Genomic DNA, 25,033 nt, shown 5'->3' with positions numbered 1-25,033 from the left:
GCCTTTGGTGCTATACCTGGCATTTCGCCACAGCCTGCAACACGGCATCCTTTTGAAACACCTGCAGCTGCGAAAAGGTTTAGCTTCCTTTTACTATTTGCAGGTATAGGTGTTCACGGTTATCTACATAGGCAGCCCAGTCAGGTATAGCAAAACCGGACTGCCTATAAACTTCACAATTGATTGAACTGCAGTTACCCGCATCCGTATGTATGGGTTGCGATCTAAAACCAATAAACTAACACAACATGGGAAAAGGAGATAAAAAATCGAAGAAAGGCAAAATCGTGAAAGGCACTTATGGCAACAGCCGCCCAAGACAGGCTACCAAAAGAAAAGCTAACGAAAAGGAACAGGCTGCTGCCAAGTAGCCCCGCCATCCTAACACAACAGCAGTCCCATGCCCCGCTTGTCGGAGCATGGGACTGCCCTTTTTTAAACAGGCTTCATCTCCGGTGTCAGATCCAGTTTGCGCAGTTTGTCTGCTTTCAGAGCCGTTATACCTACCACTACCAAAGTGACAACACCACCCAGCACCACAGACGGTACCGCGCCCATCACCTTGGCCATCGCTCCTGCCCGGAAGGCCCCTATTTCATTGGACGAACCGATGAAGATGCTGTTTACCGAAGAGACGCGCCCTTTCATGTACTCGGGCGTGAGGGTATGGAGCAGTGTGGAGCGGATGATAACGCTGATGCTGTCGAAGGCGCCGCTCAGCACCAACAGCACCAGCGAGAGCCAGAAACTGGTGGAGAGTCCGAACATGACCAGACTCAACCCAAAGCCCGCCACACACCAGAGCATAATCTTTCCGGCTTTGATGGTAATAGGGTAATAGGCCATCCAAACGGCCATCGCCACCGAGCCAACTGCAGGTGCCGCCCGTAGGAAGCCGAGCCCCTGCGGACCAACCAGCAGAATATCCGAGGCGAATACAGGTAGCAGCGCCACCGCTCCCCCAAACAGCACTGCGAACATATCAAGGGAAATGGCATTCAGAATAACCTGGTTACCGAACACAAAGCGTATACCTGAGCGAAGGCTCTCCATCATGTTCTGCGGATTGACGTTTTCCGGGAGCGCCTTCCCACCAATCAGTACAAAAGCAGTGAACGACAATAACACCAGCAGAGCATCCAGCGCGTAGGCCGCCGTGATACCGTAGAAGCCATACACCAAACCGCCCAGCGCAGGGCCTGCCAGCGAAGCGGCCTGCCAGGTCGTACTACTCCAGGTGATAGCATTGGCGTAGAGCTGCTTATCGGCTACCAGTTGGGGCATGAACGAGAACACCGCCGGCCCCATAAAACCACGGGCGATTCCACTGATAAAGATGACCACATATATCGGCAGCACACCATACAGGAGCAACACACGGCTCGTATCCAGAGTAAAGTACAGCAGTGCCAGCGAGCAAAGCAGCAGCACCGCCACCACTGTCACGATGATGCGCTTGCGGGGCACCGTGTCAGCCAGGTAGCCCGCGTACAGCGACACGAATATGGAAGGTATAGCTTCCGCCAACCCGATCAGACCAAGAGAGAAAACATCGTCGGTGATAGCATAGATCTGCCAACCCACAATAACGGCCTGGATTTGCATGGCCAGCGTGATACAAAGTCTTGCCGATATGTACAGCCTGAATTCCGGTAGCCGAAGCACGGCATAGGGGTCGTGCCTGCGTGTTGACTTAGCGTCCATTCCCTTTCTCCTCTACGATATAGGTATTCATAACTACAAAGTTACGTCATAGCGCACACACCTGCAGATACCCCCTGAATAAAAATCTGTCCAGCATATTTGCTGTTATGTGGTAGCAGGAACGGAGTAGTTTATCAGGTTCTGCGGATAGTGGCCTTTCTACCTAAGCTTATAAAGGAAGCTGAAAGGAGTGGTTATCGAAGAAATTGTAAATGGCTGATTACTTACACCGTATAAAATTATTTAGAATTTTATACTTTAGATTGCAACACTCGCTCCTATATAGAAGTATAATTATTTAAGGAGCGACCACCCCCTCAGCCAACAGCCGTCTCCTGCATGCCAGCTATTTCCAACCTATGCCCGCGCATGCTTCCGGTGCCTACAGCGCCACATTATGCTTTTATTAACAATCCTTTTAGGGGTTAACGCAACCAACCCGGGTCCGTATCTTGGGAAGGCTTTGCCGGCTTTATAGATTATAAAAAATTAAAAATATCGACAACATGGAACAACTGGACATCCGCAAATTATTGGAGAACATCGAGAAGAAGGTGTACCAGCAAGAAATTACTTCTAGCTCTGACGTTACACAATTGATTAACACTGAAATTGCAAATGCAATTAACCTCAACAGCAAAGTAGCTGACGGGGAAGGACTGCAGTATCAGAATGTCTCGTGCACCACTATTGAGTGCTACCTGGAACATCTGAAAGCAGTAGAGGCCAAACTGAAACGCCCTGCCGACATCACCGCACAGTGCAAACCTGTAGAGGAGCGCGAAATAAACCGTCGTCTGCTCCTGATCCTGAATCGCCTGAAGCGTTACAACCGCGAATAATAGGCAACTTATGATCAACAAACTTATCCTTCGTACAGGCACCAGGCTCTTGCGAAGGATTTTTTATGCTTTTTAGTGCCTATAATGACCAATGTCATTTTTCTCGTGCTCGCGTGCTGGTAATTTTGATATCCTACAAGGTTTCAATTTGCAGCAAATGAAGGAAGATATTAAAGACGAACAGGATATAAAACTGCTGGTTGACTCGTTTTACGCCAGGGTAAACGAAGACGACCTCTTGGGGCCTATTTTCAATGGCTTTGCTAACGTGAACTGGGATCATCACCTACCCATCATGTACAATTTCTGGAGCTCAGTGCTTTTCGGCACCATGGCTTACAAAGGGCAGCCCTTCCCCAAGCACATGCGCCTGCCTATAGACGGACAGCATTTTGCCCGTTGGGTGGCACTTTTTAACGAGACAGCCGATACGCTGTTTGAAGGGGGAAAGACAAAAGAACTGAAACAAAAGGCAACGAGCATTGCACAGGTTTTCCAGATGAAAATGGGCCTTATCGGCATCATCGGGAAAGAATTTACTTCCTGAACAGACAAAACAACAACGCGAAAGCGGCAGCTTACTGGTTTATACCCAGCGGGCTGCCGCTTTTTTTGTCAGTTGACCTGCTACGTATACCTACGCAGTGGCGTATTACGCTCAATACGTATTTTCTATATGTTGAAAAATTAATTTAACTGAGATTATATACACTTATACTATATCAACGTATATTAGTGAACAAGAATTTTTGACAGGCATAGAGCATCTTTAATATTTTTTGTTAAGGAAACCAGGCTTTTTTTGCACAGTCAAAATGCTTTCTCTATATTTGATTTACACTTCATAAAAATATTTGTTCTTCAAGCCTAACGCAACAATATGATATAAAGCTCTACGTTAAACTAATGTAGCTTTACGATGAATACAACTACCCAGCTGAGCGACTCTGCTTTAGTCTCGCTCTACATCGCAGGTAACGAAAATGCGTTTGAACAGCTAGTAAACAGACACAAGAACAAAGTATTCACTACGATCTTACTGATTGTTAAAGACACGTATACCGCTGAGGACCTCATGCAGGATGCTTTTATAAAGGCAATCCACACCATGAAAGGCGGCAGGTATAACGAAGAAGGCAAATTCTCTTCCTGGATATGCCGTATTGCCCATAACCTGGCAATCGACTTTTTCCGTAAAGAGAAACGTAGCCCGATGATCACGCTGGAAGACGGCAGTAATGTGTTCAATGCCTTGTCTTTTGCTGAAGACTCCGCTGAGTCACAACAAATAAAGGAGGACACCCACGCCCGACTACGCGAGCTGATCCAAACGCTGCCACAAGCGCAGCGGGAAGTACTCATGATGCGTCATTATGCTGATATGAGCTTCCAGGAAATAGCTGAGGCAACCGGTGTGAGCATCAACACAGCTTTGGGTCGTATGCGCTACGCATTAATCAACCTAAGAAAAAAGATGCTAAACAGCACGATTGCTTATGATAAAAACCTCTACTCAGAATGAGCTGATCCAGTACGTATACGATGAGTTGGCAGACCCTGCCCGCGAGCAACTGGAAACAGCATTGATGCACGACAACGAGCTGGCTGAGAGCTGCTCTGATCTCATGCTTCTCCAGCGTCTGCTGGACAGTGCAGCCAAAAGCCCAGGCAAGCGGTCTATCGACAACATTTTAAATTACTCAAAAAGCTTAAGTTTGCAGTCTTAACCGACTGCAAACTTTTTTTATGCGCAAACGAGAACGCTACAAGCTGCTGATCGAGCACTTTACCCAGAACTTTCCGGATCCGGAAACCGAGCTGGCCTATTCCAATCCCTACGAACTGATACTGGCTGTGGTGCTCAGCGCCCAGTGTACCGATAAACGCGTGAACATGGTAACGCCTGCCCTGTTCGAAGCATTTCCGACACCTGAGCACCTGGCTGCAGCCACGCCGGAAGAGATTTTTCCAATTATCAGGAGCATTTCATACCCAAACAACAAAGCGAAACATTTGGCTGGACTGGGCAGAATGCTTGTGGAGCAGTTTAATGCCGAAGTACCGAGTACGGTGGAGGAGCTGGTGAAGCTGCCGGGGGTGGGTCGTAAAACAGCCAACGTAATCGTCTCAGTGATCTGGAATCAGCCGGCTATGGCAGTAGATACGCATGTGTTCCGGGTGAGCAAGCGACTGGGCCTTGTTTCTAAGACAGCCAAAACACCGCTGGAAGTGGAGAAAGAGCTAGTCGCCAACCTCCCGCAGGTACTTATCGCCAAAGCGCATCATTGGCTCATCTTGCACGGGCGCTACATCTGCATCGCCCGACGGCCAAAGTGTGAGGAATGCCCACTCACGCATTTCTGCGCTTTCTTTCAGAAGCACTACCCCAACATACCTGACGATCCTGAGAACAAAGTCGGAGGTATAGCCTAAATATAAAAAGCGAGGGCAGACACTTGGTGGTCCGCCCCCGCTTTAACTATGGGATTTTAGGAAGGGATTACTACCCCTGCTGCTGCTTTCTAAACTCGCCTCTCTTCTTGTGCTCGCCAGATTGTTTGTGTTCACCAGGCTTCATGCCTTTTCTGCCGTCTACACGCTTCTGCTTCATTTGCTCATGGTCGGCTTCGTATTTTGCATACTGCTCTGCTGACAAGATGCTCTTCAGTTCGGTCTGCCACTTTTCATGGTTAGCTTTTCTGTCTTCCTTCATCTGAGTCCGCTGTTCAGCTGTTTTCTCTCTAGTCGCTTTGTGGCTTTCGCGCATTGTTTTCATTTCCTGTGCCTGACGCATGTTCAGCTCCTGCAGTTGATTTTTCTGCGATGCACTCAGCTCCAGCTTCTGCGCCATTCTATCGGTTTTCATCTGCGCCATTCCCTCAGGGCTTTTCTGCGCTCTGTCTTTCATGGCTCCCCGCATTTCGCTGCGTGGCTTTTGGTCTTGCTGCTTGGTTGTAGTCTGGGCGTAAGCGCTGCTGCCAGCAACTAATATACCCAGCGAAAAGGCTGCTATTAACTTCTTCATATTACTTTCTCCTTTAAGATTTGATGGTTAGTTCGATCAATTACAAAGTTTGGATTTGCACATGTGCTCTGCTATACCTGCTTAAACAAAGGCTGTGCCAAAAACTCACGCATCACTTGCACAGCATCACAAGCAACTGGTTTGTAAGAGTATATATCTGAACAAAGTAGAAGGCAATTTGAAAATATGCTATACCTGAGCCGCGTCTATACCTATCAGGAACTAAAAATAATTTCGCTAGAATAAATGCATATCCCTATATTTAGCTATTTATCAATATACCATTCCAAGCTTATGCAAACTTCTACACCCATCAAATTAGTTGTATTCTTCCTGTTGCTCTTGGGTAGTTTTTCGGCGGCGCAGGCCCAAACGCAGTTCACCGAGCGCAAAGGCGGACATTCCTATACCATGGAAATACCAAGCTACATGGTGAAAACCTATGAACTGAATGATGTCGCCAGTCTGCAGTACTTCAACAAAAACAAAGAAGCATATACCATCGTGATCGAGGACTCTAAAGATGAGCTTGAGTTGAGGGGAATGAAGTTTGAGAATGCGACCGATTTTCTGGAAAGCTTCGCCGCTGACTACAAGAAAGAGGAAAAGAGACGCAAACTAAGCAAAACGAAGTCTTTCGAATCGAACGGAAACCGGCTTGCGCAAAATGAACTGAAGTGGACCGATGAGGATGGCGACTTCTTTATGCTCATCACAGCTGTAGAGACAAAAACGCACTTCTACAAAGTGATCTGCTGGACACTTGCCGCAAACGCTCCGCAGCTACAAGATGACTTCAGACACCTGTCGGCGAGCATCAAAGATTAAACGCTATACCTTGCCTGCTACCTGCAACAGAATCTGCTCTACCTGAGCAGCCAGTTGCTGGCGGTCGAACAGCTGCCGGGCGATAGACTGCCCGTTTTGCCCGGCCTGTTGTCGCATTTCCTGATCTGAGAGGATCGCTCTTATTTTCTGAACCAGTAGCTGGGGTTGACCAGCCGGACAATACCAGCCGCAGTTATGTTGCTCCACGAATGTCTTTGTCCAACCAGGGTTAGTCACCAGCACAGGCACACCGCAAGCCAAGCTATCGTATAGCTTAGCCGGGGAATTAGAGGCCAGTACAGGCAAATCGTTGAAAGTTATAAGCGACAGGTCCGCCAGCTTAAATAACGTGAACACATCAGGCCGTGGTTGTGGCGGCAGCAGCACCAGGTTAGGCAGGCGCAGCGATAGCTTCCGGAGCTCATCATCATAATAGCCGCCTCCAGCGAGCACAAACACAATGTCCTGCTGATTGGTCATTGCCTCCGCTGCCTGCATAATGGTAGGTATATCGTTGGCCCGGCCAAAGGTGCCCGCATACAACACCACGCGCTTACCCTGGAGTAGGTACTGCTTGCGGAGTGCTGCCACTTTCTCAGGAGTCGCTGCATCGGCCATTTCAAGGTCGGTGCCATTCAGGATGGTGGTTACTTTATCACGCGCTATACCTTGGCTGACTACATAATCTTCCATGTCCGGAGAAAGCGTGATGATGTGGTTGGCACTCTGGTAAAGACTCTTCTCCAGCCTAAACAAGCGGCGCTTCAACCACTCCCGCTTTACGGCGCCCATCTCAATGGGGAAGCTGGGCCATAGGTCCTGTACCTCAAACACCCACGGAATACCACGCATCTTCGCCACACGGGCTGCCATCCAAGGTGTAGTAAGCGGCGTAGATACCCCCCAAACCACATCAGGCTTAGGTATAGAAAGGCCTTTAGCAAGGCTGTAAGCAGCGAATCCACCATAAGAAACCAGTCGCCTGCGCACGCCCATTTTGTTGCTATAGGGCACCTCCTGCTCGTAGAGGTCTACTCCCTCCGGCACCCACTTATACCTGTCCGTAATGCGAAGCTGCTTCCAGGCGCTACTCGAGATCAGGCTTACCTTATGCCGCTTGGCAAGGTACTCCATAAAGGTATAGTGCCGGCAAGTTGAAGGGCAGTCCGGGTTGTGATGGTGCTGGTTGAAAATAGCTATGTGCATGCGCGCAGGTATAGAGGCGAAGTATGGTACTACCGCTTCTCAGGCTTGTATTTCGATTCGTTAAATATTTTCTGGTGATCGTCTTCAGCCATCAGTTCCTGCAGTGTTACCTTCGGATTGCGCTCCATATACCTGCGCACGATCTGCCATCCTACCCAGGTGCCAAGACGACCAGGGGACGTGGCATCGATCTCGGGCGTGTTAGGACGCTCACCAATGTACTTGTTCACTACGAACGGACTCTTCTCATAAAGCAGTTTCTGCTCAACAAAGTGTGCCCAGATACGACCTTCGTTGTGATGCACATCGGCCAGCTGCTGCCCGCTATACCCGATAATGGTAGAGTCCGGTGCACAGGGCATAATGGATTTCACGAAATAGTAGGCCTTGCCTGTGTTCACCATTTCGGCGAGCAAGCTCCGTTCCAGGAAGTTCGTTTTGTTGAATCGGTTAGACAACAGCAGCATGGCAGCCGGCACCATGTTCGGGCGCTCATAACGCTTCAGAATATAGTCGTAGGTATCCGGGCGATAACTGGCATCTTTGCCGATAAAAAAGTCAATACCAAACACCAGCAGGCTGTCCGACACGAGCAGGTCCTGGTTCAGACCGGAAACGAAAGTTTTCACCTGCGGCTCGCTGAACTCAGGATAGTAATATTTTATATGTTTGAAAGCGGTTTCGAGCTGCTGCTTTTCTGTGGCCATATCACCGAAAGTGGTATCCGCCTCTTGGGCCAGCTTCTGGAGCTCAGGGTTGGACGCCAGGTTATAAAGCGCATTGATTACTGCTGAGTCAGATGGATAATTTTTGCGCTGCAGGAATCGTTCAGTAAATATTGGGTTACTGTCCAGGAAAGTGGAAATATCCTGCCTGGAGTTTGCCGCAAAAAAAGGCTTCTCGAGTCGCTCTATCTCTACCGTTACAGGTATACGTTCAATTTCTTCAGGTATGTCGCAGCCGGCCTTCTTCTTGCAGCTAAAAAGCAATAGGATGGTTGCTAGTAATAATAATCTGTGATACATTGCCGAATATTTAATACAAAAATACAGGGTTATCCCGTATTAGAATAAATTAACGCGACAAATTAACATGCAATTCAAAAAACTAGCCTTCCTGCTGCTATTTTTGGGCTTTTCTTCCACTGCAATGGCCCAGATGGAAATCGGTATACAGTTTTCTCCTACTATTTCGGGCAACCGTTTCATAGCTGAAGACCGACATAACTTTGAGAAGTCTAACAGCGCCCTGCGATTAGGTGTAGGCGTAGTCGGCGACTATTTCTTTTCGAACAACTATGCTTTCAGCTCTGGGTTAATTTATCGCGGCAAAGGCTCTAAAATAAGCTACACCTATATGGCCGAAACTGGAGACGGAGTAGTAACACCTGTCAAAGAAACTGATGAACTGACTGTGCAGTATCTTGAAATACCGCTTACGCTTAAGCTTTTCACAAATGAGATAGCTCCTGACATAGTACTATACTTCCAAGTGGGTGGCGCGCTCGGCACTAAAGTTTCTGGACAGGTAGATCAGAAAAAAGTGATCAATGGCGAAAAGACAGCCAAACGCTTCAATGTATTTGAGACCAGTGCAGTACTGGGCACCGGTGCAGAAATGCAACTTGGCCAGAGCACTAAACTGTTTGGAGGCTTCACCTACCTGCGCGGTCTAAACAACATCGATAACTATTATAAAAAACAGTTGAACGATAAAAACCTAGCCATAAAAAATAACGGTGTGTCTATTGATGTTGGTATCAAGTTCTAAGGTATAGCACAGCCCAATAGTCAAAAAAGCCGCTCTGAATGTACAGAGCGGCTTTTTTGTTGCCAGTTGAATCCGATTAAAATTTTTTATTCCTGCACCTCGTTCACCTCCGTCAGGGCGGTGCGCAGTTCTATCTCTTCGCCTTTGTCGTCCATTACTTTAAAGTCGGTAATGCCGAGCGAAGTATCTTTTACAAATTTCACCCACTTGAAGTAGTGGAAGAACCATTTCATCTGCTTTGAAAACAGCCCTTTGGTGTAATATGAGTACAGGAAAGGGTGTACATACAATGTCAGACTCCTATGGTTGTGTCGCGTGAGCAGGTCGTCTACCGCTACGTCTATTTCATCAGTAATCAGAATGCTGGCAGATATTTTGCCGGTACCGTTGCATGTTGGGCATACCTCGCCGGTCACGATATTCTGCTCCGGCCTTACACGCTGACGCGTGATCTGCATCAGGCCGAACTTTGAGATAGGCAGAACTGTCGACTTGGATCGGTCTCTCTTCAGTTCCTCTTTGACTACCTCGTATACTTTTTGGCGGTTCTCGGGCGACTTCATATCGATGAAGTCAATTACAATGATACCACCTATATCCCGGAGCCGCAGCTGACGGGCCACTTCTTTGGCGGCCATCATATTCACGTTCAGCGCGGTAGCTTCCTGATCGGTTTCGGTATTAGATTTATTCCCACTGTTCACATCGACTACGTGCAGGGCTTCGGTGTGCTCTATTACCAGGTATCCGCCGCCTGGTATGGTCACTGTTTTACCGAAAGCAGCCTTTAGTTGCCGCTCAATGTTAAAGTGTTCAAAGGTTTTTGTCTTACCGGTATAATGCTTCAGAATTTTTACTTTGTCTGGCGCAATGCTACCGATGTATGCTTTGATCTCGTCATAGAGTGACTCGTCGTCCACTACTATGTTGTCAAAGCTTTCGTTCATTAAGTCTCTCAGTATGGACGAAGAACGTCCCAATTCCCCGATGATCTTGTCATTGGGTTTGGCTATCTTCAGCGATTTAAAGCCTTCTTCCCAGCTTTCCACCATGTTGCGCAGGTCTCTGTCGAGTTCTGCTACCTCACGGCCTTCTGCCACTGTCCGGATAATCACACCAAAGTTCTCAGGCTTGATCGAGGTGATCAGGCGCTTGAGTCGCGTGCGTTCTTCTTTGCTAACGATCTTTTTGGATACGCTTACCGTGTTGGAAAACGGTACGAGCACCAGGTAACGACCGGCGAGAGAAAGCTCGCAAGAAAGACGCGGTCCTTTGGTGGATATCGGCTCTTTGACAATCTGCACCAAGAGCTGTTGTCCCTTTTTCAGAACATCAGCGATCTTACCGAGCTTGTCAATTTCTGGCTCGAATTTAGTCTGGTTAAGCTTTGCAGAAGCGTTCTTCTGTGTCTGTGCCGCCTTTACATACTTGTTCAGGGTTTTGATATTGGCTCCCAGATCATGGTAATGCAGAAATGCATCCTTGTGGTAGCCAATGTCAATAAAAGCGGCGTTTAGGCCTGGCATTACCTTTTTTACAGTTCCCAGAAAGATATCACCTACAATGTAGTTTGTATCCTTCTTTTCGTGGTGAAACTCCACCAGTCTCTTGTCCTGTAATAGGGCGATGCGCTCTCCATCCTGAGTAGAATTGATAATAAGCTCGTTACTCAATTTCTCTCAAAGATTAGTTGGATGTATAGACCAAAGCCCACAATTGCAGAAGCAATGTGGGCCTCAATAAACGCAGAAGAAATTACTTCTTCTTATGTCTGTTTTTTCTTAGACGCTTCTTTCTCTTGTGAGTAGCAATCTTATGTCTTTTTCTTTTCTTTCCGCAAGGCATAGTCTTGAAATTTTTATTAAATGATTATTTCTTTTATTACATTTTTGCCAGGTACTCGTCAACAGAAGCAGTCAGAGCAGGGTCGCTGCTCATCGTTTTCACTTTGTTGAAAGTCCTGATTGCTTCTTCTTTCTTGCCGGTTTCAGCCAGCGACACACCTAGGTAAAAAGTACCTTCTACGTGCTCCGGGTTAACTGTTACCAGTTCCTGGAAACGCTCAACGGCCTTGTCCCATTGTCCGGACTGCACTGACAGAATACCCAGGTTAAACAGCGCCTTCTGGTTTTTCGGGTCTGCCGAAATCACCTCACGCAGCAGCGTAATTCCCTGCATCGGGTTTTCGCTGGCAATGTAAGTCATGGCTACGTTCGTTTTCGCATCCATGTCCGAAGGGTTGTTCTTGAGCACCTGCTCGTACATTTCACGTGCCTTACCGCCCATTTCACTGGCCCGCTGCTGTGTTGCTGCGTAGGTAAAGGCTTCAAAGTACTGATCACCGGCTTTCCGGTAATTCTTCTCACCCGGACGCGCTTCAGCGGCTACTTCGTAATAGTAACCTGCACTATCAAACTTGCTTGCTGAAGCATACGCTGCTGCCAGCTCACCGGCCAGCAAACCACGTGTTTTAGTATCAGAAGCCTTGTTATAGCGTGCACGCACTGTGGCAAGTTCCATCAGCTGCTCTGGTGTAGCCATCGAATGCACTCCGTCAGCCGCGGCGGCTGGTGCAGCACCATGGTCATGACCATCGTCCTCAGAGTGTCCCTCAGGCAAAGCAGAGGTTTGTTCGGCAGCTACAGTGCTATCATCCTTTGTTACAACCACCTTTGGCAGTAAAAACATAGCCGCTGCCAATGCGATTGCTGCAACCAGTATCAGTATTTGAGCGCGTGACATATGTTCCTGTTTCTTTAAGTAACTGTAATTTAAATGATTAACTTTTAAGCAACCGGCAAATATACGAAAGAATTAAGAATGAGCCAGTTCTTTGATCTTTTTGCTGTTCTTAATCTTAGCAATAAAGGTCTTGGATGGCTTGAAGCTTGGAATAAAGTGTTCATCAATAATGATGGACGTATTCTTTGAAATGTTACGGGCCACTTTCTTAGCGCGCTTCTTATTTACAAAGCTTCCAAAACCTCTCACGTAGATGTTGTTGCCGTCAGCCATTGAGTCTTTCACTACTTTGAAAAACGCCTCGATGGTAGATTGCACATCAGCCTTATCAATCCCTGTTTTATCAGCAATTTCTGATATTACTTCTGCTTTAGTCACTTTCTTAGATTTTTATAAATTAGTAATAAGTTAACTTTCTATTTTTCAGGAGGAACCACAGCGCTGTCGTTCTCCATTTTTCGGGGCACAAAGGTATACCTACTTTTCGACAAGTAAAAGCTTTAGCACTAAATTATTACAGATTGTGCCCTGCCTAAACCTATAGAGCTCAGCCCCTTTCCGCCTGGCACACTGCTACAATACCCGTGCCAACCTGCCTCCAACCTAACGCGGGCTATGTGCTTATATTTTAGACAGATACCATTATTTTACAAATTCCCTGTAACTCCATTCCAGAACAAAACTTTACCTTTGTCTGTTTCCACTCCCCACCTCAATTACCTTTTCTCAACTATGGAAAATAAGCCAAACCCTTTGTTTGCTCAGACAATTATTGACTGGTACCAGCGCCACAAAAGAGCCCTGCCCTGGCGCGAGACCACCGATCCATACCTGATCTGGCTTTCAGAAGTGATCCTGCAACAGACGCGTGTGGCACAAGGCCTGCCCTACTTTCAGCGCTTTGCCGAGGCTTACCCCACTGCACAGCATCTCGCTGCTGCCCCTCAGGACGAAGTACTGCGCCTCTGGCAGGGACTTGGCTACTACTCCAGGGCCCGCAACATGCACCACACAGCTCAGCAGATTGTACAGGAATATGGCGGTGCGTTCCCCGATAGGTATGATGAACTGCTGAAACTGCGCGGGGTGGGAAGCTACACGGCTGCCGCAATCGCCTCATTTGCATTCCGGGAAAAAGTCGCGGTGCTGGATGGGAACGTGTTCAGAGTATTGGCCCGGGTATTTGGTTTGTCAGATGACATTGCGGCTCCGGCTTCGCGTAAGGTGTTTCAACGGTTAGCCGATGAGCTTATACCTGCCGATGCACCGGACACATTCAACCAGGCTATCATGGAGTTTGGAGCCATACAGTGCACACCTGTCATGCCCGACTGTCTGTTCTGCCCGTTGCAGCAGTCCTGCTTTGCTTTTACACATGGCCTGGTGCAGGAACTTCCTGTTAAGTCAAAGGCAAAAGCTGCCCGGCCACGCTTCTTCCATTACATGGTTTTTGAGCACGAGGGGCAGTATTATATGCGCAAAAGGCTTAGCGGCGACATATGGGAGGGTCTTTACGATTTTTATCTGCACGAAAGCGACTCTAAAATACTTAACATTGCCACACTGTTGAAAGAGCTAAACGACGCAGGTATAGCCGTACAGGAATCTCACCTTTTGCCACCCCGCAAGGAGTATAAACACGTGCTCAGTCACCAGAAAATTACGGCTCGATTTTATCTGATCCGGCTTGATTTTCGTTTAAATGAAGAGGTTTTGCAGGAGGCGCGACTGGTACCTTATTCACCTGAAAAAATAGAGGCATTGCCAAAGCCAATTCTTATCAATAGTTATTTGAAAGATGAGAAGATTTTACTAAATTTATAAACTGAAACTTTTCTGCTTGAAAATGCATTCTAAAGGTTCAGTAGCCATAATTGCCTCCGGCTTGGTTGTCGGAGTAGCCCAAATCAATTTAATATTTAACAAAAAAAGACATGGCAAGTGTTAACAAAGTAATCCTTATCGGCAACCTCGGTAAGGACCCAGAAGTTCGCCACCTCGAAGGCGGCGTAGCGGTAGCACGTTTCCCGATCGCTACTTCAGAAACATTCAAAGACAAAAGCGGCGAGCGCCAGGAGCGCACCGAGTGGCACAACATCGTGTTATGGCGTGGACTGGCTGAAGTAGCCGAAAAGTACCTGCGCAAGGGGCAGTCTGTCTTCATCGAAGGTAAGATACGCACCAACAGCTACCAGGACAAAGAAGGCGTGCAGCGTTACAGCACCGAGATCGTAGCTGATAACATGACCATGCTCAGCGCCCGTGAAGGCGGTAATGGCAACTCAGGAGGCTTCCAGGGTGGTACTTCATCGCAGCCCTCGGGGCAATCTTCATCAGGTCAGGGTAGTGCCGCCTCATCAGGCAAGGGCAATGCTTCTGCCTTCCAGAACGACGAGCCAGACGACCTGCCGTTCTAACTATGTTTAACCTAACTATCTAATTTTGGACAGTTTAGATTCTGGAGACCCCCTAAGTTATAGCTTACTGCAACTTTTACAAAGCGCGACAGCTTTACTTAGAATTGAATATATCGCAGCCATCTCGGCCTGCTTTATCTTATTGCTGCTCTCTGCCCTCACCTCGGGGGCAGAGGCAGCTTTTTTCTCTCTCTCCCCACAAGAGATCGAGAAAGCCAGAACGAGCAAAGACAAAAAGCTTCAACTGGTGCACCATCTGCTGCAGGCCCCCCGCCAGTTACTGGCTTCCCTCCTGATCATCAACAATGCGATTAATGTCAGTATCATTACCCTCTGCGCCTATATTGTGTGGCAGGCGTCCGGTTCTGCAAATTTAACAACCCTTACCCTACTTTTGAGTGTGCTGGTTGTTACTTTCCTGATCGTATTTTTTGGTAAAGTGCTACCCAAGGTATACGCCCGCAAGCACGGACCTGCCATTGCTGAGCGCATGGCCCCTATACTTGCCGCTTTAGCCCCTGTGCTGAAACCGCTTGCCTGGTTACTGACACGCATAAGCTCTTACATTGATAAACGTTACCGGGTCCGGACTTACAGCCAGACGCTCGAGGAACTCCATCACAGCCTGGATGTGGCCTTGTCCAATGACGAAACCTCGCCAGAAGAACGCAAAATCCTGCGAGGCATCGTAAACTTCGGTTCGATAACGGTAAGGCAGATCATGCGCCCGCGTATGGATATTGTGGCATTCCCTCAGAGCGCTACACTGCCGGAGCTTCTCCCTCAAATCATTCAATGGGGCTATTCGCGCGTGCCCGTTTACACCGAAAGCACCGACAGTATCGACGGTATACTCTATGTAAAAGACCTGCTGCCTCACCTCGACAAAGGAGCTGACTTTAAATGGCAGAACCTGATCAGAGCACCATTTTTTGTACCGGAGACCAAGCACATTTCCAACCTGCTGCAGGACTTCCGGGAGAAGCACGTGCACATGGCCATTGTGGTGAACGAGTACGGCACTACGGTTGGCTTGCTTACGATGGAAGATGTGATTGAGGAGATTGTAGGTGAGATCAATGACGAGTTTGATGACGAGGACGAGATCATTTACTCTCAACTCGACGAAAATACCTTTATCTTTGACGGTAAAACATCGCTGCACGACTTTTGTAAGATCACAGAGGTTCCGTTCGATGCCTTTAACGAGGTGAAAAGCGAGCACGAAACAGTGGCCGGATTGATGCTGGCTCTCTTTGGCCGCATCCCTTATGTAGGCGAGGAAGTAGCGTATGGTCGCTATTTCTTTACGGTGGAGTCGGCGGACAATAAGCGTGTAAAACGAGTTAAGATTAATGTCGCAAGCAAAAAAGAGCACTATCATAAAGTCAGCTAAACTGCAGATGGTCCTGTGGGCAGGTATGGCCCTGGCTATTGCCGGTTGTAATGCTGAGTATACTCCCAAACCAAAAGGCTACAACCGCATCGACCTGCCAGCCGCCACTTACCAGCAGTTGCAGGACGAGCACCCTTATACCTTTGAATATTCGAAGCACGCCAAGATCCGGCCCGACTCCTCGATGATTGCTCAGCCACATTGGATCAACATCATCTATCCAAGCCTGGGAGCCAACGTGCAACTGACTTACAAGGCTATCAACAATGATCCGAAAATGTTGAACAACCTTATCGAAGACGCCCGCAAACTAACGGGCAAACATCAAATAAAGGCTTATTCAATTGAAGAAACAGAGGTTCGGACACCGCAGGGAGATATTGTTTCGGTATTTGAACTGGAAGGCGAAATTCCAAGCCAGTTTCAGTTCTATGTGACCGATACCACCACGCATTTCTTCCGGGGAGCGCTCTACTTCAGAACTGCCACTCAAAACGACTCACTGGCTCCTGTAATTGAGTATGTGAAGAAGGATATTGTGCATATGCTGAACACGCTGGAATTTAAGGATAAGAAGTAAGTTTCCCGACAGAAAAATTTGTGAAAAAGTCAAAAGACCGTGGGTATACCTACGGTCTTTTTTGTTTCTCTTGAGTTCAGACGTTCAATGCCAATTTGGAATAGCCTTTCTACTAAAAACAGAAACTGCGCTTTAGGTATAATAAATTGATATTCACTATATTTAGTAAGCCAACTACTACTGCTATGAAACGACTTCTTAGACTTAACCTGTTGCTGCTTATAATACTCCTGTCGGCATGCGATAAAGATAAATTATGCGAAAATGAGGCCTTCTGTGCAGAGATAGATGGTAAAAGGTGGTGGCCCAGCAGTGCTGGCGATTTCAAATCAAGCCCACTTACAGCCAAGTTACTTTATGGTGATAGCGTTCTGGCAATACGGGCTTCTTCTGGTTCAGATAGAATATATTTCAGTATTCTGGATGGGAACACTATTACAATCAAGAACTATGTGCTGTCTGACACTTTAAGCAGAGGGTACTATGATAAAAGTATTGCATCTGATGAATTTGAAACAGATACAGATTACACAGGTATACTTTCAATTAATGAAATCAACAAATCTAAAAAAACTGTAGCCGGAACCTTTCATTTTAAAGCTCGAAATTCTACTACAGGTGAGGTCGCAGATATTACCAACGGCTCATTTAACACCATCTATGTAGAATATTAAGTTTGGAAACATGATTCTTCAAGCTTAACCCAAGCTCTGTGACCAAACTTACCAATCATAAAGCAAAAGCCCCGCTAGCGCTTACACCTGTCGGGGCTTTTGCTTATTTTTGTCAGGTATACCTGCTATACCTTATTTACCTAACCTGAGCGTACATCCTTGAACAACTTCTTCCATACCAAAATCGAATTTCTGAAAGGCGTGGGGCCGCAGCGGGCTGAACTGATGCAAAAGGAGCTCAATATCTATACCTACGGCGATCTCATTCAGCACTACCCCTTCCGGTACCTGGACCGCACCCAGTTCTATAAAGTAGCCGAGCTGGACGAGAGCATGCCTTATGTGCAGGTGCGCGGGCGTGTGCGGGGCAAAGAAGTACTGGGCGAAGGCCGCAAGCAGCGTCTGGCCGCCATACTCGTGGACGAGGACGGCAATGAAATGGAGCTGGTCTGGTTTAAGGGGGTGAAGTGGATGCAGAAGACACTGAAGAACCACACCGACTACATCGTATTTGGCAAGCCTACTTCCTTCAATGGCAAGTGGAACATGGCCCACCCGGAACTGGAGGAGTTGGGCGAGGAAAAACAAACGGCCTCTTTTCTGCAACCAGTATACCATACTACTGAAAAGCTGAAAGCCTTCCGAGTAGAGAGCAAAGTGATTGCCCGCATGATGGAAGCACTGCTGAAGGTCGCAGCACCAAACATACACGAAACGCTTTCGCCGGAACTGATCGACCATTACCGCCTGATGAACAAGCGGGATGCGCTGATCAACATTCATTTTCCGCAGTCGGTCGAGAAGTATAATGCCGCCAAGTTCCGGCTCAAATTCGAGGAACTCTTCTACATCCAGCTGCGTCTGCTTCGCCAGAAAACAGTGCGCCGTGCCGATCTGGCCGGGCAAGTGTTCAGGCAGGTACCCACGGTAACGGAGTTCTACAAAAACCACATGACCTTCGACCTGACCAATGCGCAGAAGCGGGTTATCAAGGAAATTCACAAGGACCTGACGGCTGGCAAGCAAATGAACCGCCTGCTGCAGGGCGATGTAGGCTCGGGCAAAACGATCGTGGCTTTCATCACCATGCTGATTGCTGCCGACAATGGGGCACAGTCGGTATTGATGGCCCCAACGGAGATTCTGGCGGACCAACATTACACCGGCCTTAAGGCATTTGCTGACCGGCTAGGTATAAACATCGGCAAACTCACCGGCTCCACTAAAACCAAGGACCGCAAAGTGTTGCACGAGCAGCTGCGCTCCGGCGAAATGAAGATGATCGTGGGCACGCACGCATTGCTCGAAGATGTGGTGCAGTTCCAGAACCTGGGTCTTTGTATTGTGGATGAGCAGCACCGCTTCGGGGTGGAGCAGCGGTCCAAGCTGTGGCGCAAGAACCCGCGCATTATCCCCCATGTGCTCGTGATGACGGCCACGCCTATACCCCGCACCCTGGCCATGACGCTCTACGGCGACCTGGACGTGTCGGTGATCGACGAGATGCCAGCCGGACGAAAAGAGATTGTGACGGTGCACCGCTTCGACTCGCACCGCCTGCGGGTATTCCAGTTTGTGCGCGACCAGATCAAGCTGGGCCGTCAGGTATACATCGTGTACCCGCTCATCGAAGAGTCGGAAGGCATGGACTACAAGGACCTGACCGATGGCTACGAAAGTATACGCAGAGCTTTCCCGGAATACCAGGTGAGCATGGTGCACGGCAAACTAAAGGCGCAGGACAAAGACTACGAAATGCAGCGCTTCGTTAAAAACGAGACGCAGATCATGGTGGCGACTACCGTAATCGAGGTGGGTGTGAACGTGCCGAATGCCTCGGTGATGATTATCGAGAGTGCAGAGCGCTTTGGTCTGTCGCAGTTGCATCAGCTGCGGGGCCGTGTGGGCCGGGGCGCCGAGCAGAGTTACTGTATCCTGATGACGGGGTATAAGCTGAGCAAGGATAGCAAGACCCGACTGGAAACCATGGTGCGCACCAACAACGGCTTCGAGATTGCCGACATCGACCTGAAACTGCGCGGACCGGGCGACCTGATGGGTACGCAGCAAAGCGGTGTGCTCGACCTGCTCATCGCCGACCTGGCTAAAGACGCTCCTATTCTGCAGGAGGCGCGTGCGGCCGCGCAACGTGTGCTAAACGAGGACCCTCAGCTGGAGCAACCTCAAAACCAGAATATCATGCGGCATATCAAATCGCTGAGCGTAAATACGGTTAACTGGAGCCGTATAAGTTAAAATCTGTTTTCAATTTGTGTTGAGGGGCCTTCACTAGGTATAGCACAGGTATACAAAGTTGTCAGGATGGTATCCGAAAACGAACTCCGGCACTGGTAAAGCTATACCTGTTTTTAGGTATTTTGCGTTAAAGGTTTTATTTATGCTGGTTCCACGAGAAACAATTTTATCCTATATTCGACCTGTCTATACCTGACGCAGCACATTTTGCTCACTGAAATTTCTAAAACCTATACCTTGAAAACACTTCATTTTTTGCCATTCCTTTTGCTGGTGGTGCTTTTGTCCTCTACAGATGCCATTGCCCAGGGCAAGAAAGCCGCTATACCTTTCACCTACCTTCCTGATAACGCAGAAGACCAGTATAACCAAAGCATTACCAGCAAGACGCTTCCGCTTGGAACCGACGGTTTTGTGATCCTCAGCCGAAACAAACCGGGCGAGTATGCCATAGAGCGCTACAGTGCCACACTCAAAAAAGCCTGGTCAACGACTATTCCACTTGCTGCCGAAGAAACACTGGAGGCTTTTGCTAAGAATGGGGAGGCGGCACTGGTGGTTACGCACCGTCACGATGAAAAGGGAAACCAGGTGCTGTATACGCACCGAATAGACTTGCGGAATGGCCAGAAAGACAAACCGGTACTGTTGCTCGAAGCTCCCGCTGATGCCCGCAAAACAGGTATAGCGCTGTCGCCGGATGGTACTAAACTCCTGGCTTATCGCTTTAATGTGACGGGCAACCAGGTGGTGCAAGGTATAAGCGGTAGCCTGTACGACGGCAGACTTCAGAAAGTAAAAGACACAACATATGACCTAAGCGACCTGCGCGGCATTGTGTCCGCCGAAGTGACTGTAAACGATGCCGGCGATCAGTTCATCAGTCTGATTTCGGAAAACATGGAGCGACTGACCGTGCGACAGTATACCCTCAAGTCGCCGGTTGCCAAAGGTATGTCGGTGCTGGTAGGCGGCATGTTCGACGGCAAGAAGGTCTACATTATGGATAGCAAGTATGCTTTGCAGCCCAATGGCAATATGTATGGTGTGGTGCTCACGGCCGATGAGAAAACGGGCGAGTATTATAGCCTGAAAGCCGTAAAATTTGATTTTGAAAACGAGGACATGGTGTTTGCGGAGGAATTCGGGTTTACTTCTGAGTACTTAGCTAGTGTAAACAAACTGGACAAAAGCAGTGGAGCGAAAGCCAGTCGCCTGGAAGATATTTACCTGACGGACCTGATCCTGACGCCGGAAGAAAAACTGATCGTGCTGGCCGAGAAGAAATACATGGAAGGTGGCGAGAATTCTCCTTACTATGCCAAAGAGATTCACCTTTTCGCTTACGATCAGTTTATGGGTACGGCCTGGAGCTCAGTGTTGATGAAAAACCAGAAAGCCCCTTCTGACGAAGCATTCACAGGTATATCGTACCGTTACCACCTGACAGGCAACACGCTCAACCTGCTTACGCTCGAAGAACTGGACGGCAAGTATGACCTATACCTGCGACGCATTGATACGACTACCGGCAAAGCAGAAGCGCCAAAAGCCGCTGGTCTGAATGTCGCAAACGACAAGAACATCGCCTATGTAAAGGATTTTACGGCCTGGCTTTCAGAGCGAGATCTGGTAACAGTGGTGCGGCCATCCAAAAAAGCGAACAGTCTGCAACTACGTCGTTTACAGATCAAGTAATCAAGACACTCTTATACCTGACAGGAAGCGCAACCACTCATTGGTCATGCTTTTTTGCTTTTTGAGCTTTCGGGTGAAGGAACTCAGCTGCACGAGCATGTGCACAAAACCCACATAGTCCACGATCTCAACATACATCTTAAACTCCCTCCGAGAACCCTCCAGCACGCCCAGCTTGTCTACTTTGTAGGTATTCATGGCTGACCAGGGCATCCAGCGTACCCGTTTGCGTCGTTTGATCATATAGCGGTTAATGGCTACTTCCAGTTGGTACCGTGCTACTGGTTGGGACAGCACTTTTTCCAGGTCGCTCCGCCGCAGGAGCCGCTCACCCGACAGCAATATATCGCTGCGGTACCAACGCACAAACCAGGGCGACCGGATACGGCGCAGGATGAGCATATCGACTTTTGTAGTGTTTTGAAAAGCGGCGATGGCTCTTTCAAGCTCGGCCCCATCTAACTCCTGCAGATCAGCGTCCATCAGCAAAACTGATTCGTGCTGCACAAACTGGAGTCCATACTGTATAGCAGCGGCCTTTCCCCGGTTCTGGCTGAGCCGGATAACCTGCACTGTGGGCCATTGCCGGCTGACCATGGTCGCCGTGTTGTCAGAAGACCCGTCGTCGATACAGATTACCTGCCGTATACCATTTACTTTGGTCACCACATCCAGTACGGCCGCAATACGTTCCCGTTCATCATAGCATGGAATAAGGCATGTTACCCCCATACACTCCAAGATTAATTATACTCCGGTATTCAGGTATGTTTACGCACGTTTGATCATAAAGTCACTCAATAGCATTCCATAAAACAAAAAGGCTGCCCCCTACGGAGTCAGCCTTTCTTAAACTATAGATTTGTCAGAATCTAGTACACAAATTCGTTTGCCTCGATCATAGAAGCTGCTATGCGGCGGCGTGCTTCTTTGGTGTTGTAGAGGTCTTTTTTGGTGAAACGCTTCAGGCCCATGAACAAGAGGCGCTGTTCGTCGCCTTCTACCATAGAGGCAATGGCATCTTTACCAGCCAGGAAGGCAGTATCCACGGCATCGTTCACGGTTACGCGTACAATGTCGATCTGATTGGCCACGGCATTCTCACCTTTCATACCTACCAGTTTCTCTACACGCAGCAGCGTTGACTCCGCCACGTAAGTCTTGATAGCCATGTCAGCGATGTTCATCAAAATCTCCTGCTCTTTGGCCAGCGAGTTCATGTACTTCTGCACCGCTGTACCCGCCACCATCAGAATCGCTTTCTTCAGGTTACGGATCGCTTTGTGCTCAGCGGCAAACAGGCCTTCTTCTTCCTCACCGAAATCAGGTATAGCCATCAGTTCGTTTTGCACGTTTTGCGCAGGCCCCATCAGGTCTAACTCGCCGTTCATGGCCTTTTTCAGGATCATGTCTACGGTAAGCATGCGGTTGATTTCGTTGGTGCCCTCAAAGATGCGGTTGATGCGTGAATCGCGGTAGGCGCGGTCCATTGGGTAGTCTGCTGAAAAGCCGTAACCACCGTAGATCTGCACGCCTTCGTCTACAACGTAGTCCAGTACTTCAGAGCCTTCTACTTTCAGGATGGCACACTCGACGGCAAACTCGCGGGCGGCACCCAGCATGGCTTCGTTCTCGCCTTTACCGGCAGCCAACAACTCCTGCTCTTTGCGATAGATGTCCATTCCGCAGCGGTACAAGGCTGACTCCACAGCATAGATGCGGATGGCCTGCTCTGCTAGTTTGTAGCGTATAGCACCAAATTTTGAGATTGGCAGTTTGAACTGCTGGCGCTCGTTGGCATACTTCACCGACAGATCCGCTACTTTTTTAGCAGCGCCCAAGGTAGCAGCGCAAAGCTTGATACGACCGATGTTAAGAATATTGAAAGCAATCAGGTGACCTTTGCCGATCTCACCCAATACGTTCTCTTTCGGCACTTCGCAGTCCGACAGGAACACCTGGCGTGTAGAAGAACCTTTGATACCCATTTTATGCTCCTCGTTGCCAAGGCTCAGTCCTGGGTAATTTTTCTCTACAATGAAGCCTGTGAATTTATCGCCGTCTACCTGCGCGAACACAATGAACACATCGGCGAAGCCAGCGTTTGTGATCCACATTTTCTGACCGTTCAGGATGTAGTGTGTACCGGCCTCATTCAATACCGCCTTGGTTTTGGCTGCCAGGGCATCGGAACCGGAACCCGGCTCAGTGAGGCAGTAAGCTGCTGCCCATTCGCCTGAAGTCAATTTCGGCAGATAGTTCGCTTTCTGCTCATCTGTACCGAAATACAGGATCGGCAGCATACCTATACCTGTGTGTGCCGCAAAAGCCACCGGGAAGGAGTGTCCACCACCTACTGATTCTGTTACCAGAAGCGAAGTATTAAAGTCCATGTTCAGACCACCGTATTGCTCCGGCATGGATACAGCAAACAGTCCAAGCTCTCCAGCTTTTTTCATCAAGCCTTCCATCAGACCTTCTTCGTGATTGTCGAGGCGCTCGAGCAGCGGGTTCACTTCTTCGCGCACAAAGTCCAGACAGGTTTGTGCCATCATGCGCTGCTCCTCGCTGAACTCGGCAGGTATAAACACGTCCTGCGAATTCGTTTCTTTGATCAAAAACTCACCACCGCGAACAGTGGCCTTCTTGTTATCTGTTACATTTTCCATGGCAGATTATGATTAGTGTTTTAGGTACAGATTTTTTATTTGAGTAATTCATAGATGCCGGCTACACCCTGACCGCCGCCAACGCAGGCTGTCACAATGCCATGCTTGCCACCAGTGCGGCGCAGGTCACTAAAGAGCTGCACGCTCAGCTTGGCACCAGAGCAACCAAGCGGGTGACCCAAGGCAATAGCACCACCGTTGATGTTCAGTTTGGCTGGATCGAACTCCAGATGGCGCATGACGGCGATAGACTGAGCCGCGAAGGCCTCGTTCATCTCGATCAGGTCGATGTCGTTGAGGGTCATGCCAGCCATTTTCAGGGCTTTCGGAACGGCGGCGATCGGACCCATACCCATAATGCGTGGATCCACACCGCCAGTGCCGTAGCTTACCAGGCGTGCTATTGGCTCCAGGTTCAGCTCCTTCACCATACGCTCGCTCATCACGACCACAAAAGCCGCTCCGTCTGAGGTCTGAGACGAGTTGCCAGCCGTTACCGAACCACCAGCAGCAAACACAGGCTTCAGACGTGCCAGCGCCTCCATAGACGTATCAGCGCGAGGGCCTTCGTCCGTATCTACTACATAAGACCGGGTTTTCTTCTTGCCGTTCTCGTCCACATAAGTTTCCTCTACCGTGATCGGCACGATCTGGTCTTTGAAGTAGCCGTTATTGATGGCGTTTATTGCTTTCTGGTGCGAGTTAAAAGCAAATTCATCCTGGTCTTCACGTGAAACACTGTAGTCGGCGGCCACTGCCTCCGCTGTCAGGCCCATGCTCAGGTACCAATCAGGGTTGTTTTTCGAGATGTTGTAGTTCGGCACGGTCTTCCAACCCGCTGTCGGCACCATCGACATCGACTCGGTACCACCTGCGATAATGCAGTCGGCCATACCTGCCGCGATGCGGTTGCTGGCAATAGCAATGGTCTCGACGCCCGATCCGCAGTAGCGGTTCACAGTCATACCGGATACCGACATAGGAAGCGCCAGCAAGGACACCATACGGCCGATCTGCAGGCCTTGCTCCGCTTCCGGCACAGCGTTACCCACAATGAGGTCGTCTACGCGCTCCGGGTCAAGGGCAGGCACTGAGGCCAAAAGATGTTTGATGACGTCAGCGGCCAGGTCATCGGGTCTGGTGAACCGGAAGCCGCCGCGCCCGGCTTTGCCTACTGCGCTACGAAATCCGGCTACGATATATGCGTTGTTCATTTTGATGCTTTT

At 48.9% G+C, this 25,033-nt stretch carries 25 protein-coding genes; 15 read left to right on the top strand and 10 right to left on the bottom strand.

Annotated features, from left to right (window positions below; translation table 11 throughout):
• Window positions 1-248: 248 nt before the first annotated feature.
• Window positions 249-371 carry a 30S ribosomal protein THX gene (locus tag K3G39_RS12590; protein ID WP_220626524.1) on the top strand — a complete coding sequence of 41 codons (123 nt, stop codon included), beginning with the start codon at window positions 249-251 and terminating at the stop codon, window positions 369-371.
• A 64-nt stretch (window positions 372-435) separates the two neighbouring features.
• Here the strand turns inward: K3G39_RS12590 and K3G39_RS12585 are convergent, their stop codons facing one another.
• Window positions 436-1,704, bottom strand: a complete 1,269-nt coding sequence (locus tag K3G39_RS12585; RefSeq protein ID WP_220626523.1) for an MFS transporter — start codon at window positions 1,702-1,704, stop codon at window positions 436-438.
• A 506-nt stretch (window positions 1,705-2,210) separates the two neighbouring features.
• Here K3G39_RS12585 and K3G39_RS12580 point away from each other — a divergent pair.
• The 5 genes from K3G39_RS12580 to nth all read left to right on the top strand — a co-directional run bounded on the left by K3G39_RS12580 (window position 2,211) and on the right by nth (window position 4,979).
• Entirely contained in the window at window positions 2,211-2,546 is a 336-nt protein-coding gene (locus tag K3G39_RS12580) for a hypothetical protein (RefSeq protein WP_220626522.1), read from the top strand.
• Window positions 2,547-2,703: 157 nt separating this feature from the next.
• Entirely contained in the window at window positions 2,704-3,093 is a 390-nt protein-coding gene (locus K3G39_RS12575; RefSeq protein ID WP_220626521.1) for a group III truncated hemoglobin, read from the top strand.
• A 372-nt stretch (window positions 3,094-3,465) separates the two neighbouring features.
• On the top strand, window positions 3,466-4,068 hold the full coding sequence (locus K3G39_RS12570) for an RNA polymerase sigma factor (RefSeq protein ID WP_007655595.1): 603 nt from the start codon (window positions 3,466-3,468) through the stop codon (window positions 4,066-4,068).
• Window positions 4,043-4,273, top strand: coding sequence for a hypothetical protein (locus tag K3G39_RS12565; protein WP_220626520.1), 231 nt, complete (start codon window positions 4,043-4,045; stop codon window positions 4,271-4,273). The genes K3G39_RS12570 and K3G39_RS12565 overlap by 26 nt, the downstream gene beginning before the upstream one ends.
• Window positions 4,274-4,292: 19 nt before the next feature.
• Window positions 4,293-4,979: an endonuclease III gene (gene nth, locus K3G39_RS12560; RefSeq protein WP_220626519.1), complete on the top strand. Its 687-nt coding sequence runs from the start codon at window positions 4,293-4,295 to the stop codon at window positions 4,977-4,979.
• Window positions 4,980-5,049: 70 nt separating this feature from the next.
• Here nth and K3G39_RS12555 read toward each other — a convergent pair whose 3' ends face one another.
• Window positions 5,050-5,571 carry a DUF4890 domain-containing protein gene (locus K3G39_RS12555; RefSeq protein ID WP_220626518.1) on the bottom strand — a complete coding sequence of 174 codons (522 nt, stop codon included), beginning with the start codon at window positions 5,569-5,571 and terminating at the stop codon, window positions 5,050-5,052.
• A gap of 294 nt (window positions 5,572-5,865) precedes the next feature.
• Between K3G39_RS12555 and K3G39_RS12550 the strand changes: the two genes are divergently transcribed.
• Window positions 5,866-6,399 carry a hypothetical protein gene (locus K3G39_RS12550; RefSeq protein ID WP_220626517.1) on the top strand — a complete coding sequence of 178 codons (534 nt, stop codon included), beginning with the start codon at window positions 5,866-5,868 and terminating at the stop codon, window positions 6,397-6,399.
• A 3-nt stretch (window positions 6,400-6,402) separates the two neighbouring features.
• On the opposite strand, the gene K3G39_RS12545 is transcribed toward K3G39_RS12550, so the two are convergent.
• Together K3G39_RS12545 and gldB are read right to left on the bottom strand one after the other, a co-directional pair.
• Window positions 6,403-7,605, bottom strand: coding sequence for a glycosyltransferase family 4 protein (locus K3G39_RS12545; protein ID WP_220626516.1), 1,203 nt, complete (start codon window positions 7,603-7,605; stop codon window positions 6,403-6,405).
• A 29-nt stretch (window positions 7,606-7,634) separates the two neighbouring features.
• Window positions 7,635-8,630 (bottom strand): gliding motility lipoprotein GldB, encoded by a 996-nt coding sequence (gldB, locus tag K3G39_RS12540; RefSeq protein WP_255594283.1) that lies wholly within the window; start codon window positions 8,628-8,630, stop codon window positions 7,635-7,637.
• Window positions 8,631-8,697: 67 nt separating this feature from the next.
• On the opposite strand from gldB, the gene K3G39_RS12535 reads away from it, so the two are divergent.
• Window positions 8,698-9,375, top strand: coding sequence for a porin family protein (locus K3G39_RS12535; RefSeq protein WP_220626514.1), 678 nt, complete (start codon window positions 8,698-8,700; stop codon window positions 9,373-9,375).
• Between the two features lie 86 nt (window positions 9,376-9,461).
• Here K3G39_RS12535 and K3G39_RS12530 read toward each other — a convergent pair whose 3' ends face one another.
• The 3 genes from K3G39_RS12530 to K3G39_RS12520 form a co-directional block, all read right to left on the bottom strand.
• Window positions 9,462-11,048, bottom strand: a complete 1,587-nt coding sequence (locus tag K3G39_RS12530; RefSeq protein ID WP_220626513.1) for an Rne/Rng family ribonuclease — start codon at window positions 11,046-11,048, stop codon at window positions 9,462-9,464.
• A 208-nt stretch (window positions 11,049-11,256) separates the two neighbouring features.
• A complete protein-coding gene (locus tag K3G39_RS12525) occupies window positions 11,257-12,117 on the bottom strand; it encodes a lipopolysaccharide assembly protein LapB (RefSeq protein WP_220626512.1) in 861 nt (286 codons plus the stop codon).
• 72 nt (window positions 12,118-12,189) lie between these two features.
• The gene (locus K3G39_RS12520; protein ID WP_007655567.1) at window positions 12,190-12,495 is read right to left on the bottom strand and encodes an HU family DNA-binding protein; all 306 of its coding nucleotides are present in this window, start codon (window positions 12,493-12,495) and stop codon (window positions 12,190-12,192) included.
• Window positions 12,496-12,849: 354 nt separating this feature from the next.
• Between K3G39_RS12520 and mutY the strand changes: the two genes are divergently transcribed.
• The 7 genes from mutY (at window position 12,850) to K3G39_RS12485 (ending at window position 21,138) form a co-directional block, all read left to right on the top strand.
• Window positions 12,850-13,941 (top strand): A/G-specific adenine glycosylase, encoded by a 1,092-nt coding sequence (gene mutY / locus K3G39_RS12515; RefSeq protein WP_220626511.1) that lies wholly within the window; start codon window positions 12,850-12,852, stop codon window positions 13,939-13,941.
• Window positions 13,942-14,051: 110 nt separating this feature from the next.
• Window positions 14,052-14,534 carry a single-stranded DNA-binding protein gene (locus K3G39_RS12510; RefSeq protein WP_220626510.1) on the top strand — a complete coding sequence of 161 codons (483 nt, stop codon included), beginning with the start codon at window positions 14,052-14,054 and terminating at the stop codon, window positions 14,532-14,534.
• A gap of 25 nt (window positions 14,535-14,559) precedes the next feature.
• Window positions 14,560-15,930, top strand: a complete 1,371-nt coding sequence (gene gldE, locus K3G39_RS12505; RefSeq protein ID WP_255594282.1) for a gliding motility-associated protein GldE — start codon at window positions 14,560-14,562, stop codon at window positions 15,928-15,930.
• 25 nt (window positions 15,931-15,955) lie between these two features.
• Window positions 15,956-16,510 carry a gliding motility lipoprotein GldD gene (gldD, locus tag K3G39_RS12500; protein WP_220626540.1) on the top strand — a complete coding sequence of 185 codons (555 nt, stop codon included), beginning with the start codon at window positions 15,956-15,958 and terminating at the stop codon, window positions 16,508-16,510.
• Window positions 16,511-16,695: 185 nt separating this feature from the next.
• Window positions 16,696-17,184 carry a DUF6252 family protein gene (locus tag K3G39_RS12495; RefSeq protein ID WP_220626509.1) on the top strand — a complete coding sequence of 163 codons (489 nt, stop codon included), beginning with the start codon at window positions 16,696-16,698 and terminating at the stop codon, window positions 17,182-17,184.
• 159 nt (window positions 17,185-17,343) lie between these two features.
• Window positions 17,344-19,440 (top strand): ATP-dependent DNA helicase RecG, encoded by a 2,097-nt coding sequence (recG, locus tag K3G39_RS12490; protein WP_220626508.1) that lies wholly within the window; start codon window positions 17,344-17,346, stop codon window positions 19,438-19,440.
• 237 nt (window positions 19,441-19,677) lie between these two features.
• A complete protein-coding gene (locus tag K3G39_RS12485; RefSeq protein WP_220626507.1) occupies window positions 19,678-21,138 on the top strand; it encodes a hypothetical protein in 1,461 nt (486 codons plus the stop codon).
• Here the strand turns inward: K3G39_RS12485 and K3G39_RS12480 are convergent, their stop codons facing one another.
• The 3 genes from K3G39_RS12480 to K3G39_RS12470 form a co-directional block, all read right to left on the bottom strand.
• Entirely contained in the window at window positions 21,139-21,870 is a 732-nt protein-coding gene (locus tag K3G39_RS12480; protein WP_220626506.1) for a glycosyltransferase family 2 protein, read from the bottom strand.
• Window positions 21,871-22,010: 140 nt separating this feature from the next.
• The gene (locus K3G39_RS12475; protein WP_220626505.1) at window positions 22,011-23,807 is read right to left on the bottom strand and encodes an acyl-CoA dehydrogenase family protein; all 1,797 of its coding nucleotides are present in this window, start codon (window positions 23,805-23,807) and stop codon (window positions 22,011-22,013) included.
• Window positions 23,808-23,842: 35 nt separating this feature from the next.
• Complete coding sequence (locus K3G39_RS12470; protein ID WP_220626504.1) at window positions 23,843-25,021, bottom strand: acetyl-CoA C-acyltransferase; 1,179 nt, start codon at window positions 25,019-25,021, stop codon at window positions 23,843-23,845.
• Window positions 25,022-25,033 lie beyond the last annotated feature (12 nt).

This window comes from Pontibacter sp. HSC-14F20 (assembly GCF_019599265.1).
GTDB lineage: Bacteria > Bacteroidota > Bacteroidia > Cytophagales > Hymenobacteraceae > Pontibacter.
The sequence above is the reverse complement of the archived record's forward strand: the minus strand, read 5'-3'. Positions and strand labels throughout refer to the sequence as shown.

What these genes read in the sequence shown, in the direction of transcription:
- nth (WP_220626519.1), top strand. Translation starts at nt 4,293, where the DNA reads ATGCGCAAACGAGAACGCTACAAGCTGCTGATCGAGCACTTTACCCAG.
- gldD (WP_220626540.1), top strand. Translation starts at nt 15,956, where the DNA reads ATGGCCCTGGCTATTGCCGGTTGTAATGCTGAGTATACTCCCAAACCA.
- K3G39_RS12585 (WP_220626523.1), bottom strand. Translation starts at nt 1,704, where the DNA reads ATGGACGCTAAGTCAACACGCAGGCACGACCCCTATGCCGTGCTTCGG.
- K3G39_RS12470 (WP_220626504.1), bottom strand. Translation starts at nt 25,021, where the DNA reads ATGAACAACGCATATATCGTAGCCGGATTTCGTAGCGCAGTAGGCAAA.
- K3G39_RS12510 (WP_220626510.1), top strand. Translation starts at nt 14,052, where the DNA reads ATGGCAAGTGTTAACAAAGTAATCCTTATCGGCAACCTCGGTAAGGAC.
- K3G39_RS12475 (WP_220626505.1), bottom strand. Translation starts at nt 23,807, where the DNA reads ATGGAAAATGTAACAGATAACAAGAAGGCCACTGTTCGCGGTGGTGAG.
- K3G39_RS12575 (WP_220626521.1), top strand. Translation starts at nt 2,704, where the DNA reads ATGAAGGAAGATATTAAAGACGAACAGGATATAAAACTGCTGGTTGAC.
- K3G39_RS12555 (WP_220626518.1), bottom strand. Translation starts at nt 5,571, where the DNA reads ATGAAGAAGTTAATAGCAGCCTTTTCGCTGGGTATATTAGTTGCTGGC.
- K3G39_RS12545 (WP_220626516.1), bottom strand. Translation starts at nt 7,605, where the DNA reads ATGCACATAGCTATTTTCAACCAGCACCATCACAACCCGGACTGCCCT.
- K3G39_RS12590 (WP_220626524.1), top strand. Translation starts at nt 249, where the DNA reads ATGGGAAAAGGAGATAAAAAATCGAAGAAAGGCAAAATCGTGAAAGGC.
- K3G39_RS12525 (WP_220626512.1), bottom strand. Translation starts at nt 12,117, where the DNA reads ATGTCACGCGCTCAAATACTGATACTGGTTGCAGCAATCGCATTGGCA.
- K3G39_RS12565 (WP_220626520.1), top strand. Translation starts at nt 4,043, where the DNA reads ATGATAAAAACCTCTACTCAGAATGAGCTGATCCAGTACGTATACGAT.
- K3G39_RS12580 (WP_220626522.1), top strand. Translation starts at nt 2,211, where the DNA reads ATGGAACAACTGGACATCCGCAAATTATTGGAGAACATCGAGAAGAAG.
- gldB (WP_255594283.1), bottom strand. Translation starts at nt 8,630, where the DNA reads ATGTATCACAGATTATTATTACTAGCAACCATCCTATTGCTTTTTAGC.
- K3G39_RS12535 (WP_220626514.1), top strand. Translation starts at nt 8,698, where the DNA reads ATGCAATTCAAAAAACTAGCCTTCCTGCTGCTATTTTTGGGCTTTTCT.
- mutY (WP_220626511.1), top strand. Translation starts at nt 12,850, where the DNA reads ATGGAAAATAAGCCAAACCCTTTGTTTGCTCAGACAATTATTGACTGG.
- K3G39_RS12495 (WP_220626509.1), top strand. Translation starts at nt 16,696, where the DNA reads ATGAAACGACTTCTTAGACTTAACCTGTTGCTGCTTATAATACTCCTG.
- K3G39_RS12480 (WP_220626506.1), bottom strand. Translation starts at nt 21,870, where the DNA reads ATGGGGGTAACATGCCTTATTCCATGCTATGATGAACGGGAACGTATT.
- K3G39_RS12550 (WP_220626517.1), top strand. Translation starts at nt 5,866, where the DNA reads ATGCAAACTTCTACACCCATCAAATTAGTTGTATTCTTCCTGTTGCTC.
- K3G39_RS12570 (WP_007655595.1), top strand. Translation starts at nt 3,466, where the DNA reads ATGAATACAACTACCCAGCTGAGCGACTCTGCTTTAGTCTCGCTCTAC.